General features: G+C 46.9%; 2 protein-coding genes. Both read right to left on the reverse strand.

All coding sequences use genetic code 11. From position 1 onward, the window contains the following. Positions 1-13 precede the first annotated feature (13 nt). Positions 14-370: a hypothetical protein gene (locus tag ACFFJH_RS12820; RefSeq protein ID WP_390213212.1), complete on the reverse strand. Its 357-nt coding sequence runs from the start codon at positions 368-370 to the stop codon at positions 14-16. Further along, positions 354-17,315: a hemagglutinin repeat-containing protein gene (locus tag ACFFJH_RS12825; protein WP_390213213.1), complete on the reverse strand. Its 16,962-nt coding sequence runs from the start codon at positions 17,313-17,315 to the stop codon at positions 354-356. The genes ACFFJH_RS12820 and ACFFJH_RS12825 overlap by 17 nt, the downstream gene beginning before the upstream one ends. Positions 17,316-17,340 lie beyond the last annotated feature (25 nt).

Genomic DNA, 17,340 nt, shown 5'->3' on the forward strand with positions numbered 1-17,340 from the left:
GGAGAAAGTCGGCTCACATATACCCAAGAAATTCATCTAACAATTTCAAATTAAATTCAAGCCCTTCCGTTGTAGCCTCAAGCGTAAAACGTTGAGAATTTTTGTAGTTCCAAAATTCCCCAGGGTTGAAATAATGGGGTCCAATAGCTAAAGAAAGAATTGCAATAGACATATTTCTGTCGCTACATATCTTATACTGAATAATATTTTTTCTATCCATTAAGAACCTCACATAGTATCCGCTATCGAAATCATCTGAGGGCTCTTGACTTTCAAAGATAAACACTGAACGCTCACCATGAACTTCATAATACTTCACGACTGTATTATAAAGTGCAGAAAAACCAATCTCATCATTTTTTAATTGCACGATAATACCCTCCATCCTTAATAACTCTGTAGCCATTATTGATCAAATGTTGATACTCAAGCTTAGTAAAATACCCCGCAGTAGATGCGCTTGGATCAGCTGTAAATAAAAATTTCTTTCCCTGTGCAATCTGCTGATCTAAAAATGCTTTGTTAATATTCCACATTTGATCAGCACCTAATTGTCCTTGAACAACTGACCAATCTGACATGGAGAAATATGTAGCTCCTCTAGCCTCTGCAACGGCTTCATATGACTGAGAGCTATTTGGAATATATTTTCCAAGTACTACTTCTGAGGAAGTAGCATTATGCGTTGAACTCAATGCAGCTTGGTTAAAAGTTTTCTGAACTAACTCTGGAGAGGTGCCATCTCGATAAAAATTATTCATTTTTGCAGCCAATGCTTTAGTCTCTACCTCAGACAATTTACTTGCACCAGCACTCGTCACTTTACCAGCAACCACCTCATCTAATGAAGCTAACCATCTCCCCGCCGCCGTTGCTAATCGATTCCCAACAGCGCCCCCTATTAACAATTCTTCCAGCGGATAAACTGGCGTAGCTGACCCATTTTGCGCATGTAGTCTCTCTACGCGATCTTCATCGCGTATATGCATTAAGGGTATGATCGAATTGGGCTTTTCACCAAAAATATTGGTATTGATATGATCGTCATTTCTTTGTGCCGTTGTGGCACTAAAGTAAGTTTGTGATGTGCCATAGTTTATGCTAGGCACACCGTTGACCATAATTACCTCGCCCATATAAGGAGCAAGCATCGCTTGTGCTGTTTTTAAGGTCGCTACATAAGCATCTAGTCGCCCTCTCGCTCCCTCACTATTTGGATGGCTAGATGCTTGCACCAAACTACTAAGATACTCTTCATTTTTGGCTTGTTCCTTAGTATCGACTAAACTCTTTGCCACACGTTCCATCGCATCAGTCCATTGAATGGTCGCTAGTTTTTCACAATCAGCATTACCACGACATTGTTCTTTTGCTTTGTTGTTCGCAAGAGCTTTAATCAATGCAGCTTCTTTGTAATGCAACTGCCGATTATTCTGCTCCGCATTCAATGCAATGTTCGCCCCTACATTGATGTTTTGTGCACCGCCTCCTACCACTGCACCTGTGGCTGCACCGACTAAGGTGGAGCCTAGTTTCATCATGTCATTAAATTCTGCACTGCCATAGCTGTAGCCTTGGCTTTTGAGGAAACTTTCCATCAATGGCGTAACTGCTTCTTTAGTCGCGCCTGATGTAAAACCACTTAATTCACTGGTGCCACCTAGTTTGGCTTGGACTAATCCTGCTAAGCCATGCAGGATGACTTTTTCTGGGGAGCCTTCTTCCCAGTCTTTTGCCTTGGCTATATCACCAATCTGTTTGGCAACTACTGCACCAACCGCATTGGCGGTGGCTGCCCCACCTTGGCCTGCTGTTTTATCTACCGTTAAGGCCGTGACTACACCTAAAGCTTGGTTGTAGATGCCACCTGCGCTCCAGTCTGATTGTGTTTGCTTAGCCTCTGCTTGGACTTTTTTTGCCTCTGCTATTTGCTCTGGTGTGCTGGTTTTGTCATCAATAATCTTTTGTGCTCTGTCTTGCGTTTTGGCGGCATTGCTGGCGATATCTCCTGCTACTTGTTTTGACGTCGCAATCACTGTGCCTGCTCCTGCACTCATCGCTTGCTGTTCTTTTAGGACATGCTTAATGTTAGGGGCAGTGGCGATTTGTTGGTTCGCTTTGGCCACATCGGTGTTGATGCCTAATGCTTTGGCAGTGGTGCTCTTGCCTGCGATGGTGATGTTGCCTTCGCTTATGGTGGCGTAGGTGGTGCTTTGGTCACTGCCTTTGGTTTGGCTTGGTAGACCTAGGGTGACGTTGCCGCCTTTGGCGTCACCAAAGTGTTGTGATTGAGGGATGGAAGTGCCGCTGCCACTGCTGCCGTTGGCATTGCTACTGCTGCCACCAATACCGCCTGCCATGCTGACACTGCTGGCTTGGTAGTCCATCTTGTTCTCGATGTTTTGGAACGTGAGGGCGTTGGTGCTTAGGTCTGATTTACTTGGGTTGGTGCTCGCAATTACACCGTCTTTGAGATCAACCGTATCCGCTTTGATATGGTAGCCGCCCTCGCCTGCAATGAGTCCCGATTGTTCTTTGACTGCTTGGCTAGCACCACTGCCTTTGTTTTGTGACACGCTGCCTGAAGCTTCCCATGCAGTGCCAAACGAGACTTGGACACGGCCACCAACATTGGTTTGGCTACTACTTTGTTGGCTGCTGTCTTGTAGGCTTTCTATGCTGAGCTTGCCTTTGACATCGGTGTTGATGGTGTTGGCGGTGGCGGTCGCACCTTTTAGGGTGGTGTCGCCTTGGCTGTTGAGGTTAATGGTGTTGCCAGTTAAACGGGTGTTGTTATTGATAGTCTCGTTGGCATTGTTGTTGCCACTGCCGACGTTGGCGGCCACATAGGCGTAGGCACCGGTTTGAGCGCCGATTTGGTAGCCGACACCGACTTCTACCCCAGCATTTTTGTTTTGTCCTGCGCTTTGATTGGTGCTTTGGCTGGCTAGTAGATTGATGTTGTTGGCGGAGTCTAAGGTGACTGTGCCTGTGTTTTGGCCTGCACTGATCGTTGCGCCTTGGGCTGTGATGTCGCCTTTTGTGCTGGTGATGTTGACGTTGCCGTCGGCTCTGATGGTGCTGCCTTGGGCTGTGCTGCTGTTGCCGTTGTTGCTGTCACTGCTGCTGGCAAAGCCAATGCCGACTTCGCCCTTGATCAAGGTGCCACTACCTGCACCACCAGCTAGGCTACTCACTGCGCTGGCGGTTTGGTAGGCGTTGGCGCCGGCTGCCATGTTTTGCATGGTTTGCAGACGTCCATCCGATTTTCTGGCGGCTTCGACATTGTTGACCAAGTCAATGAGCGGCGAGCTGACGCGGGCGAAGGCGCCTATTTTGAGATCGCTACTGTCTTGGCTTTGGCTGCCGGTGTTGTTGGCGGTGGTGATATCGACTGTTTTAGCGGTGAGGCCGATGTCGCCTTTGGCGAGGACATTGCTGGCTGTTTGGGTGTATTGATCACCGGCAGTGAGCTTGATGTTGCCGCCTAAGCTGGCGACATTGCTGGCGACTTGGGTGACTTGGCTGTTGTTGTCTTTACTCTTTTCATTATGGTAGCCGGCAAAGCGTTCGGTGTCTGAGATGACGACTTGGCCTATGGCTTTGTTGTTGCTTTGGTTGGCGTTATTGGCCGTGTCTTGACCACTGGTAATGCTAAGGTTTTTAGCGGCGTTGATGTTGACATCGCCTTGGCTTGCGATGTTGGTGGCGATGAGTTGGATGTCGCCTTTTTCTGTCGCTAACGTGGTGCTGCCACCAATGGAGAGTTGGGTGCCAGTGATGGTGTCGGTGGTGCCTGCGCCATTGCCCTTGTTGTTGAAGGTGCCTGCGATTAGACGACTGCGGTTGTCGATACTGAGCCCACTACTTTTTGTGGCTTGGTCTTGCCCTTGGGTGTTGTGGGCACCATCAAGGTTGATGTCGTTTTTAGCGAATAGTAAGGCGTTGCCTTCTGCGCTAATTTGGGTGCCTTGACTGTTGATGTTGCCGTCGGTGGAGATGATATTGAGGTCTTTCCCAGCAGTGAGGCTACTGATTCCGGCAGTGCTGGCATTTTGTTGTTGATTGGTATTGCTTTGTTTGTTGTTGAGCTGTACGACGAGCGCTGTGCTGGCGGCATTGAGTCCATCGGCGAAGCCTTCGCCTTGACTAATACTTTTACCGACGGTGCTGCCAGATTGGCTGTTTTTGGTGCTGGCGCTGTAGGCATCTTTGAAGGCGGCGACGGGGTTGAGTGTGACGCCCACGGCGATGCCAGTATTTTTGCTTTGGGCGCTTTGCGTCGATTGATTGGTATTCTGTGCGGCACTTAGATCGACATTTTTGCCTATGAGGGTGAGGTTTTGCGAAGCGGCGATATCGGAAGCAATGACTTGTAATGTCTCGCCCGCTGTGAGCGTGGCATTGCCTTGTAATGATCCAACACTGGAGGCGTGTTGGGTGATATTGGTGCTGCTACCTTGCGCATTGCTACTATTTGTACCAATGCCGATGCTCGCTACGCCAGAACTGTAGCTGGCGGTGATGCCTGACGTCTTTGTTTGACTACTTTGTGTACTGCCGTCACTTTGCACGGCACTGATGATCTTGAGGTCGCGTGCGGCGTTGAGTGTTAAATCATTGATGGCGATGACGTTGGAGCCTTGTACCTTGATGTCATTGCCGGCTTGTAGGACGACTTGATTGCCGCTGACGGTGCTGCTGTTGACTGCGCTGCTGCTGGCGCTGGCGTTGCTGTTGCTGTTTTTTGATTTGAGTAAATTACTCGATTTGTTGCTGCTCGTGGCAATGCTGTTGCTGTTGGTAATGAGCTCGGTGATGTTGATGTCGTGTTTGGCGATGACGCTGGTGACACCCGTCTCTGCATTGAGTGTTGCGCCTGTAATGTTGATATTGCCCGCGGCTGTTGGGTTATTACTGACTAGGGCATTGAGTTGGTCTGTGTTGGTGCCTGTTGCGTTTGCGTTGGTGTTTGTGTTGGCGGCGGTGGCGATCACGGTCAGGTTATTGCCTGCATTGTTTTTGCCGCCGGAGATGCTTTCGGTGTTCTGTGCCGATCGTGAGCGACTGTTTTTAGTGATGCTTTGAATATCAATGGCGTTGCTGTTTTTGGTTGCAGCGATGGTGACGTTGCTGCCTTGTAGGCCTAGGTCATTGCGGGCATTGAGATTGCTGCCGGCGATGTTGACGTTAGCGTTCGCGATCAGGCTGAGATTATTGCCGGCATTGATATTGCTGACAACATTGGTGGTGCTTGATTCTTTGAAGTAATTGGCATTGTGACTAGCAGCAAGGCTGCGGCTTTCTTGTACCCCGATCACTTGGATGTCTTTACCTGCCGTCGCGATGAAATTGTTTGTGGCGCCGATTTGCGCACCACGGGCCGTGAAGTTGCCTGCGGCATCGACTTGGATATTGCCCGCTGCGAGTGTGGCGATGCGGTCGATATTGGTGGTACTACTTTCACTTCGGCTCCCGTTTTTATTGAGCGTGCTATTCCTGTCGCTACGAGTGTTGCTGGCGATGTTGATGTCACCACCGGCTTTGAGGGCAATTAGGCTGTCGTTGCTGCTGTCATTAAGTTTTGCATTTGCATTGCCTGCACTATTGCTCAAGCCGATTATTTTTCCGCCTAAGTTGTTGATGTCTTTGTCTGCATTCGCCACGATCATGTTGGCGGCTAGTGTGCCTTGATTGTTGACGTTATTGGCGGTGAGGATGAGTTGGCCTTGCTGGCCTGTTTCTCTTGCATTGGCAACGCCTGCTAAGAGGGTGCCTGTGTTGTTGATATCACCGTTTTTATTGCGAATGCTGATGTTGTTGGCGGCAATCAGTGCGCCACTAGTGTCGAGATCACCGCCTTGTGGACGGCGCAGATACACTTGCGGCACCAGCACTCGGGTGTGACTGCCATCCGCTAGGGTGACCGTGCTCGCTTGTAACCAAACGATGTCGGTCGTGAGTTGTGCCATCTGCTGTGCAGATAAGGCGACGCCTGGCGTGAGTTGGTATTCTTTGGCGTAAGCAACACCTGCGTCCATCAAAGCTTGGAAACCTTGTTCGCTGTTGTAGCCGCCTAAATTGGCACGGCCCGTCATTGCCACTAGCTGATCGGCAACAGCTCTTTGTTCTACAAAGCCATCGCCATAGCGTTTTAAGCTGCGCTCTGGGTCGAGATTGAGCTGACGTAAAAAGTAGTCGCTCCCTAAAAACCTTTGTTGATCGGTGAAGGTGGGATCGGTCTCGATGAGATACGCTGCGCCGGTTTTAGCATTGACGTTAAACAGATTACCCGCAGGCACTTTCCAAGGCGTGTTGGTCGTTAGGGTGGTGCCATTGACGATAGGCTGCGCGGTCTGTGGGTAGCCGACGGCCTTTAATGGTCCGCCTATTTCACCATTCGCACCGACAGGGGCGGTTGGTATTAAGGCGGCATAAGCTGCAAACTGGGTACTGATTTGGTCGATACGCGTTTCTTGACTGGCTCTCGCTGCTCCCGCAATGACACTGCCAGGTAAGGCGTTGCTGATGGCCTTTGCTTGCACTTGGGGCGTGCTGCCGATGTTGATGGTGAGCTGACTTACTTTGTTGTTCGCTTGCTGTAGTGCATTGATGGATAGCGCTTGATTGCTGGTATTGCCATGAATATCGGCGTTGGCTAACTGGGCGCCACTATTGTTCGCCGTGGGTGCAACGACGGCATTGGCTTGTGCTAGCGTCTGTGTTTCAACATTGGCGGCTTTTTGCGGGGAGCTGACCGTCACTACATCGACCGCTCGACCGGCGGATGTGCCCCCCGCGCTTTGGGCGACATCGGTCGCATTAATAGTGACCGCTTGACCGCCATCCGTATTACTCGCCTTGTCGATCAAGCCCCGTGAATATGTGTCTAATTTTGCGCCTAGTTTTGTTACTACTACTGCTGATGAAGCAGGATCTATTGCGGCTGGATCAATGGCGGCACTGACAGAATTTGACTCAACTTTAAAAACAACCGTCTTGTTTTTGCTTGTGGTGTTTGTCGTGGTTTGAAAGTTAAGCTTTGGATCATATTCTCTTACGTGCTTACATGAACCTTTCCAATCGCAATCATTTACTATTTTAGAAAAAACTGAAGTACCAGATTCGGTAACCGACTTTGTGCCTCGCGTTAAGATATTGGTAGTATCACCAGCATTTAAATCACCATCTAAGTCAAGCGCTTGTGCACTGCCCATACTGATATTACCCGCTGCCGTTATTTGGCTATCGATATTTTGTCCACTGCCCACAGAAATACTACCGCCAGAACGCACGATTCCCGGGTTCGCAGAATTGACGACTTTTTCAAGCGTGTATTGGTTGGAAATGATTTTTTCAGTATAGTCTTCAAATTTTGTGTAAGGCGCTGCAACTAATTTATAGGCAGTTCCGCCTCGTAGAGTCGTATAAGTTTCCAGCTCAGACAATGAGTATCCAGTTGTCCCACCACTCGGTATGATCGTAACGATATGCGCAGCCTGATTTTTTGTCTCAGTTGTCACCGTAACTCCAGCCTGCAAACCTAAACTGGCGCAATCAGATGCATCACTGCCGCCTCCACCACTTCCTTGTACACAGTTACGATTACTTAAATTCCCAATACTAATATTGCCCGCAGCTTCAATACGCGCACCTGCATTGATAACATTGCCTAATTGCATATCGCCTAGACTGATGACGTTGGCACCGGGCATATTCGTTAATGTGCCGTTGATGCTCAAGTTGCCGCGTGACGCAATGGTGGCGTCGGCTTGATTTTTGACTGCGCCATTGATCTCAAGCGCCGTGCCGTAGATTTTGCCGAAGTTATTGGTGATACCCGCGTTGACGGTCGTGAGCTGATTAGAATTAATCACCCCAGCACTACCGTTGTTCAATTCACCGACATTGATGGTGGTGTTTTGGCTGGTGATTTTTCCTTTGTTCTCTAAGGAGTTGGCATTGAGTGTTAAATTTTGATGACTACTGATATTGCCGTTGTTGGCATATTTTCCGCCGTTCGCCGTGATCTCTAAACTGCTGACCGCTGCAATCGTCGCGTTGTTGGTGAAATCATCGTCCGCCGTTAATTTAACGACGCCTAAAGAAGCTAAAGTGCCATCGCCCGTCAAATTTTTCATTTTGACGTCGAGCAGTGTTTGTGCATCCACCCTGCCGCCAGCACTATCAAAATTAGCGGTGGCGATCGTCACGTCGTTTCCGGACAGTTTGCCGCCAGCATTGTTTAGCGTATCGGCCGCAGTTACTTTCACTTGATTGAGTGCGATGATGGCGCCACTACTGTTATCCAAGATATTAGCGCTAATGATGGCATCGGCACCTGCCAATAGCCCCTTATCATAGGCTGCACTATTGGTCGCATTATTGTTGATCGTGTTGGCAGTGACAATTAAATTATCCGCGGCCAAAAATGTACCTGCGGTATTGGTGAGCGTGTCGGCAGTGACGGTTAAATTGGTACCGGATTTGACACTGCTATTTTGATTAGTGATGCTACTGCTTGCATTAAGCTTCAGATCGGTTAAGCCAATCAGTTGGCTATTATTCGTATTATTCACATTGGCGACATCAATTGACAATTGTCCCGAAGCGCCTATGTAGCCTGCATTTTGCGTGACGGTCGCAGTGCTGCCTGTGAGGCGAATATCGCCTAGACTGACGATCCCGCGCGCGCTACCGCTGTTGCTGTTGGTGAGATTGCCTTCGATTTGTATGCCGCCAGCACCTGCTTCAATCACACCGGCATTATTCGTGGTATTGATGGCTTTGATCTTCACTCCGTCAATGCCAGAGATAACCCCATTCGTATTGCTAATGCTTCCTGTGGCTTGCATCGCGATATCTTTTTTTGCCGCGATAATGCCGTCGCCATTGTTCAAATTATTCGTGTCAATTTGAATCCGCTCATCACTCGTGACCAGACCTTGTTGGTTATCAAAGTTGACCGTCACTTTTGCTACAACATTTTTACTGCTGATCAGTCCTTGTTTGTTTTCTAATCTGCCAGCTTGGATATTGACTAACTCTGGGCTGATCAGTTTACCTTGCGCATTATTAAATGTTCCTTCGGCAATCACATTGGCAGCACTTACGCCGTAGATCTCACCTTGCTGATTATTTAAATTAGCTTTACTTGAGACGGTGACCGACTCGGTTTCACTTTGTATTTTGCCTGCCGCTGAGTTATTCACGTCACCAGCACGGCTAGACACAATCGTTTGCCCACGCGATGAGATCATGCCGGATCGATTATCCACCAACGTATTGGCGTTGATTTTGGTGCTATCGCCCCCCATCAATTTACCATTCACGTTGCTCAAGCTTCCGCCAATATCAATCGTGAGATTGGTTGCTGCGGTGATACTGCTGTTGGTATTGTCGACACTCCCACCAGTGAGTGTGACCGAGTCTGTGTTGCTCAGTAAGGTGCCGTTGGTATTATTTAATTGGCCAGCGTCAATAGTGAGTTTGCTATTGCTTGCTATTTTTCCTGTGGCATTTTGTGTTGTGCCAGCTTGGATTTGAAGTGCATTCTGCGCGGTAATACTGCCATTTTGGGTGTTGTTGATCTCACCTGAAACGATATTGACATTGCTCGCAGCACTCGCAATGATGCCTAGTCGGTTATCCAACATACCGCTGCCGGCATCGAGACTGATGTAGCCATTGCTGACAAAGGAATTCGCGCGGTTATTGATCCCTTGTGCTTTGAGATAAATGTCTCGACCTACGGCATAGCTCACTTTGGTATTGTCTAGCTCACCCGTGCCCGTCAGGCGAATATCCTGACCGGCATTGACGGAAACGCCTCGTGTAACGATCTGATGCCCTTCAATAGTGAGATCGCCTTTGACTGCATGTAAGCGACCATTGAGATCCATCGCGCCACCCGTCACAGTCAGGTAATTCTCGGCCTGCATATCGACTTGATTGAACAATAATCTGCCACCACCTATACCTGCTAGCAAGTTTAAGTTTGCACCAGAAGTTAGCTTGGTATTGTTTACATCCATGCCGCTGCTGCCAGCTTCAACATTGAGGTCTTGCTGTGTGCTCATGCTGACGGCATCGAGCTTGATGCCTGTTGCTTTGGTGTTAATCGCATTTTGCGCGGCGATCATACTGCTTTGCATTACTAAGTTTTGGCTCCTTAGATTGACGCTTTTTTCTGAGCGAATTTCTGTGCTCTGCAAAAAGCTATCGCCACTATCGATTTGAATATCGTCTTTCGCAGCGATTTGTACATTGTTGGCGACTAGGGCATTCGTCTCTAATTGAATCGCTTTGCCTGCCGCGATTTTGTCATTGCTTAAATTTGTGTTGCCTACTTTAAAGGAGACATCGCCATTGCTGGCGAACTGCCCAGATTGACTGGTGAGTGTCTGCCCTTGGGTGTTGATACTTAATGCTTGTTCACCGATGATATTACTTTGTTGATTATCAAAATTTCGCGTAGTGAAAGTCGCTTTGCCTTGGGCGCTTAACAAACTATTGTGATTGCTAAGATCACCCACATTGGCTAGTAAATCACCTTGTGTTTTTACAACACTATCGATATTGGAAAATGCACCCACACTGCGCAATGTGACGCCAGCCATACCTGTGATACTTGAATTTTTATTCTCTAAACTACCAGCACCTGCATCCACGACTACAGTGCCATTGCTACCAATCACGCCTTGTGTTGAACTGATGCCGTTTGCCACCACTGTCAACTTATTCACGCCGATTAATTGCGCGTTGCTATTGGTGAGTTTAGCGCTCGCATTTACGCTGAGCTCTTGCGTTGCGTTGATTGCGCTACCCATATTATTGAGCAAACCAGAGGCACTAATTGTGATGTTCTTGTGCGACTTTATTTGTCCATTATTTTGATTCAGCAAATCGCCACTCACGAGGCTGACATTGGCATTGGTACTTTGAATTAGTCCTGCGGTATTCACTAAGCTGCCTGCTCTCCCTCCCACATGCTTGTTGTCCGAAGCGATTACGACATCGTCATTTGCGGCGATGATGCCGTTACTATTATTTAATGTCTGAGCACCTAGTGTTAAGGTATTTGATGCGATAATTTTTGCATTGTTATTTTCTAGCGCACCCGTGTTTGCCTGCACGCTCAAATGACCATTCGCCGCAATCGAGGCTTGGCGATTATCAATGCCAAACGCATCAACCAAACCATTCGTTCCGGCAAGAATGTTGCCTTGGCTATTGCTTAATTTTCCTAGTGAGCGAATATTCAGCTCCGCGCCAGCATCTATTAAGGCGAGTTGATTATTGACATTACCGGTATTTTGAATCTGAATATTTTTTGCGGCGAGGATCACACTTTGCGCGCCAAAATTATTAATGTCAGCCGCTTTAATATGGAGACTTTCATTCAGACTTTGAAGTATTCCTGAGCGATTATCCAAGGCTGCCGATCCGGAGTCGATCTCAAGATTTTGTTTGGCAATAATGAATCCGGCTTGATTATCTACCCCCTGCGCCTTAATGTTCGCGCTGCCTAATGCTTGAATGGTGGCGTTTTGATTATTAATCGCACCGCCTAATTGTTGCACATTGAGATTGAGCGATCCACCCGCACTGATCAGTGCTGTTTTATTGTTGATATTCTTTGCAAGGATGCTCGTGTCATTGTTGGCGATAATTTTTGCGTTAGCGTTATCCAAGTCGCCTTGTGTTTGAATATCAATATCGGCACCTGAAACGATACTGGCTGCTTGGTTATTCACGCCTGTTTTTGCATTCAGCGTTAATTGCTTATCGCTGCTCAGTTTGGCTAAGTAATTATTGAAACTGCCATCGGCCTGTATGTGCAAAATATCTTTAGCGGTGATAACGCCTGATTGATTATTGATATCGCTGTCACTACTTAAATACAGGCTGCCATTGGCGAGTAGTTTGCCTTTCTCGTTATTGATTTTTCCATCACCAAGCTGCGCTTGTTTTGCAATGATTTTGGCATTGCCGCCCGCGACCACTTGGCTATCACTGTTATTGAACTCGCTTGTATTGAGTGTTATGTCGACATTGCTTGCGATGAGCGCATCAAGACTATTATTGAGTGTCGAGGTATTGACTAATACACCCTCTACCCCAATTAATGCCGCACCACGGTTATCGAGCGTGCTACTGGTGATGCTAAGCTGCTTACCTGCTTGAATATTACCTTGTTGATTATTCAGCGCTAAGGCTTGGATCGTGGCATTTTGATTGCTACCGATAATGCCTCCCACATTATTGATATCGCCGGCTTGAATAGTGAGCAGACCTACGCTGGCGATTTGACCGCCTTGATTATTGAACAGCGCATTGTTGGCTTGAATGCTGGCATTGCTGTTGCTGCTAATACGTGCATTATTAGCGTTAAACCCTACGCTATTTATTTGTAGGCTATTTGCGTTGATGGCGTTATCGGTCGCTAAAATTGTGCCGCTTTGGATGTTCAAGGCCGCATTGCCAGCATCAAGGCTAACTTGTTTTCCAATGAGCTTCGCACGATCTAAGGTAATGCCTTGCGCCTGCACATCCAGGCGGCTATCGGTCACTAGGGAACCAGCTTGGGTACCCAAGCTGAGATCAATACTGCCTGTGGCACTCAGTTGAATATCGCCTATCGCCGCATAGTGCCCACCTTGGACTTGAGCCGCTTTAACATGAATTGACCCGTTGGCAAAAATTTGGGCGTCTTGGCTGCGCAAGTTTGCGCTCGCGATTCCGATATTGCCGCCCGCATTAATTTGCATTTTTTGTGCGGACACGTCTGCTGTCTTGAGTTTGGTATCGACACCACTCACCAAACTGGCACGATCTAAATTAGTATTGCCGGCAGTGATTTCTATATTGCCTGAGGCCTTTAAAAGGCTGCCACTGGCCTCGATAGTTCCGGCATTATTGATCTTGAATTTAAGATCGCCGTTCGCAACAGAAACAGTTGCATCTTGCAATTTTAATTTATTCGTATCAAAACTAATGCCTAAACCTGTTTCAACTTTACCTTGATGAAGATCAATACTACCAGCCTTAATATGGGTGACGCCTGCACTTTGCAAGCTGCCAGATATGCTTCTAAAATCAGTACTTCCTATATCGATATTCAGATCGCTTCCGCTAGCAATTTTTCCTTGCTTGTTTTCGACTATCCCAGTATTCAAATTGACGCCTTTGACGCCGACGATACTGCCATTAATATTATTCAGTTCGACCTGTCCGCTCGTAGAATCTGGCTTGCCTAGAGCGCGATTTAAGCCACTCAAGGTATTGATATTGACCTGTGCTCCACTACTAATACTGCCACTTTGGTTATTCACGCTACCAAGTTTCGCCGTCAGCGCGAGCATTTCTTTCGCATTGATAACACCAGCACTGTTATTGATATCCGCACCGATTAATTTAATTTCTTTGTTGGCCTGAATTTGCCCTGCAGTATTATTGACATTTCCATCGGTGGTAATGGCAACATTTTTTCCGGCAGAGATTAGATTACCTGCGCTGTTAATGTCCCCTTTCGCGATGAGATTGATATTGCCGCTCGCCAAGATCCCATGCTGCGGATCTGGACTGGCAATTACACCATTAGCAGTAATTTCAATATTGTTCGCGCTGACTGTAATATCACCCGATTGACTACGATGCAATGCATTATTCGCTCGATAAATACCATCATTAACAGTGATTGAGATATTTTCTTTGGCAGCAATATTGGCATTATTCGCTTTTACCCCATTTCCACCAATTTGCAGGCTAGCACCACTAATAATCGTACTGGCATCTAAATTGAGATTTTCTGTGGTAGCCAATATCGCACCATCTTTTGCGCTGACAAAACGACCACCGCTTGCATCGACATTTATCCCACTCAATGTCATTGCACCATTACTAGTGATTTGTGCGCCTTGCAAATTTAGTTTATCCAGTGCGCCAACACTGACGCCTTTCCCTGCATTAATTGAGCCAGACTGGAAGTTGATCTCGCCTGCAGATACCAAACTTACGAAATCATTACTCAGCAACGCACTGCCATCGGCGTTAAGCGTGCTCGCATTTAAATTAATACTACCAATTGCTTGCACATCACTACTTTTCATATCGAGTGATCGTGCGACATTCAAGGCTACACTACCATTAGAGGCGATCGAACTTGCATTGGCATGAATATTTTCCCCAGACAAACTTACGGAATCACCGGAGGATATCGTGCTGTGCTCAATGGCAATATTCTTTGCAGCACTTATTGTAAGACCTGCACCTGCACGAATACTAGATGAACTCGAATCTATTGCTTCTGCGGCGATATTAATGCCACCACTAGCAGCAAGACTAGCACCACTATTCTGCAAATTTCCTGAGGTGACATCCAAGTTTCCTTTAGCGACGATCGTGCCGCCATTATTTTGAAAGCTCCCACCATAGGCATTAATCGCAACATCGCCGCCAGACACCAATTTCCCTTGGGAATTATCGAGCGTTTTATCGATAAAATTAATACTGTTTCCCACCTCAATTAGCCCTGCAATATTACGCGTGGTATTGGCAATCAAATTCACATCGCCAACCACGGTAATTTTTCCAGCGCTGTTGTCCAACAATTGATTTTTTACGTCTAATACTGCGCCTGATTGGGAGAACAAAACACCACCGCGATTATCGATACCGGCCGCGTGAATTTGCAAAGGAGCATCCGCAGCCCCCCCTCTACCTAGCGCTAAAATTTCTCCATTTTGATTGCTTAACGATTGGCTACCGGCATTCAAATTCACTTGTTTCGCTTGAATAACGGCATTGTCATTCATGATGCCTGTCGCATTTGCATTGACCGTGCGTCCTGCCACTAAACCACCTCCTTGCAAGCTAAGCCCGTCACGTACATTTACCGTGACATCACCTTGCGCTACTAATTTTCCGCCATGCTGGCTTTCCGCTGTTACATTGATATTCTCACTGGAAAAAATAGTCGCGCCTAGCATTTCAATCTTAGTCGCGGACAAATCAACTGCGCCTTGCGCTGAGATTTTCGCCGCATTTGCATTGAGTGTTTGTGTCTGAATGACTAAAGAGTTTGCGGCGATGGCGGCGTTCGCATTTTTGATTTGATCGGCCTTGAGAGTGACCGACGAATGGGTGCTTTGGATTGCGCCGTCATCATTATTGATCGTAGAGATGCCGTTACCAGAAATGGCATTTAAATTAATTGCATTGCGCGCTTGCAGCAGCCCGCCCTGATTTTCTATTTTTTGCGTGTGAATCGTCAAGCTACCTTCCGTGACGATTTGCCCTTTTTGATTATCAAACTCTCCTGTCAAGGAAAGATCGCTCTGCGTAATAATATTTCCGCTAGCATTTTTTAGAGAGCTGACATTATTTAAACTACTTTGAGGCGCAGAAATTAAGCCTGATGAATTATCAATTTTCCCACCTTGCACATCCAAAGCAAGTTTGTTAGTGGACGCTATCTGCCCACCAGCATTACTGACACCGACCACGCTTACATTAAGTTCTTTACTTGCGAATAAAGTGCCTGTTTGATTATCGAAACGCCCTATTCCCGCATTAAGAGTGATAAGTGGCGCAACTATTATCGCACTTTTACTCGCGACACCGTCACCTTGTAGTGTAATCGCCGACTTAGCTGACAACTTCGACCCATTCAGCACTAATGCGCTACCGGTATTAGCAGAAGATTGTGTAATGTCACCCAAACCAGTTTGCAGTAAATGGAGGTCTTTGTCCGCGCTCAACTGAGAGTTGGTGATGTTCAAGGTATTTTGGGCTTGGAGATGAACATCTGGCGCTTGTATAACTGCACGATCAGCACTTACGTGATCGCCTTCGATACGAATTCCTTTATTTGCGATCAAAGTTTGTTGGTCAAAATTGAGTACCGGAGCCTGCAAACGAAGTGAATTTTCCGCCTGTAAGCCACCCGTCGTTGCTGTTATGCGCTGCGCTTGTAAGTTTAAATTGGTCGCTGAGTAAACTTGACCGTGGTTGGCGAGATCATTGGCTTTCAAATTAAAATCATTTGACGGTGATCTCTGAATTAAGCTGCCACTGTTATCGATTTTTTTAGTGTTCAGCGAAATCAATTGTTCTGAGAGTAGTACAGAACCGGTGTTTGTCTTAATACTATCTGGCGCGACAACACTAATGTTATTTTCCGCACTAGTTTTCCCTGTAAAATTCACATTGGAAGTGCTGTTAATCTCTACGTTTTTTTTACTATAGTTATCTTTAAGCGTTACATCGCCTTGTGCACTCAGGCTTAAATTTTCTTCTAATGAGGCAATACGGCCGCGACTATTGACTCCCAAGCCTTTGTCGGTCGCAATCAGGTAAATTTGATTCGCATACATCCCGCCTAATTCTGCAATATCGATCGCAAAATTTGGCGTGCCACCCGCACTCAAGATCGGTGCGGCTGTTAAGGTGCCATGTAAAATTTTATTCGAGCCCAATATAGCATTCAGATTTTTGGCGGAGATTTCACCTTCGATCACAATACCGCGCGCGAATAAATCTAATTGCTCTAAATTATTAGCATTTAAGCCTTTTCCACCTACGGTGAGAACGCCACTACGCACATCAAAACTATTTAAATTTCCGCCGCCGTCAAACATTAATTTGCCAGTGGTTAAAGTAACGCGTCCATTGGTATTGATGAAGCCACACCCGTCACAACTTATGCCGTTTGGATTGGCGATAACGATATCGGCCTTTTGCCCAGCGACTTCTATAAAGCCATTCAATTGCGAAGGATTACTTGAAGTAACCTCATTCAGAATCAAACGTGCCGTGGTCATGCCCAACTGTAAATTACCTGCGATAATGCCACCCAGTTGCGTCGAGGCATTTCCCTTACTGTTGTTCAGTATTACGCCATTCTGACCAACATTAAAATCAGCATAAAGATTGTGTGAAATCCCACCTGCATTGGGTGGTGCAATCAAAACAATCGGCACGCCATTTGCAGCAGCATCAACCAACGGTTTTTGACCTGCTGGTGCTTGTTCGGCTGGTGTAATAATCGCTCGCACCTTGCCTGCCTGCGACTGTTGCTGTGCTTGCTGCGAAATTACTGGTGCCGCTGCTCGCACCGTTTGCGCATAAGCGGGCACAAATCCCAATGCAGTCTGTGTCAGATAGGCAAACAAAGTGAATTTAATAACCCACTTTTTCCAAGTAGCGTGAGCAACAGCATTATGTACCTCATCAGCATGAACATACATCGATTTTGATTGATCACTCTTAGACATTTTGTTTAACTCGCTTGATTGAAAGACATAAGTTTTCATCGTCACATCCATTCCATTGCTGCGT

The organism is Affinundibacterium danionis (genome assembly GCF_042432465.1).
GTDB lineage: Bacteria > Pseudomonadota > Gammaproteobacteria > Burkholderiales > Burkholderiaceae_D > Undibacterium > Undibacterium danionis.

What these genes read in the sequence shown, in the direction of transcription:
- ACFFJH_RS12825 (WP_390213213.1), bottom strand. Translation starts at nt 17,315, where the DNA reads ATGAAAACTTATGTCTTTCAATCAAGCGAGTTAAACAAAATGTCTAAG.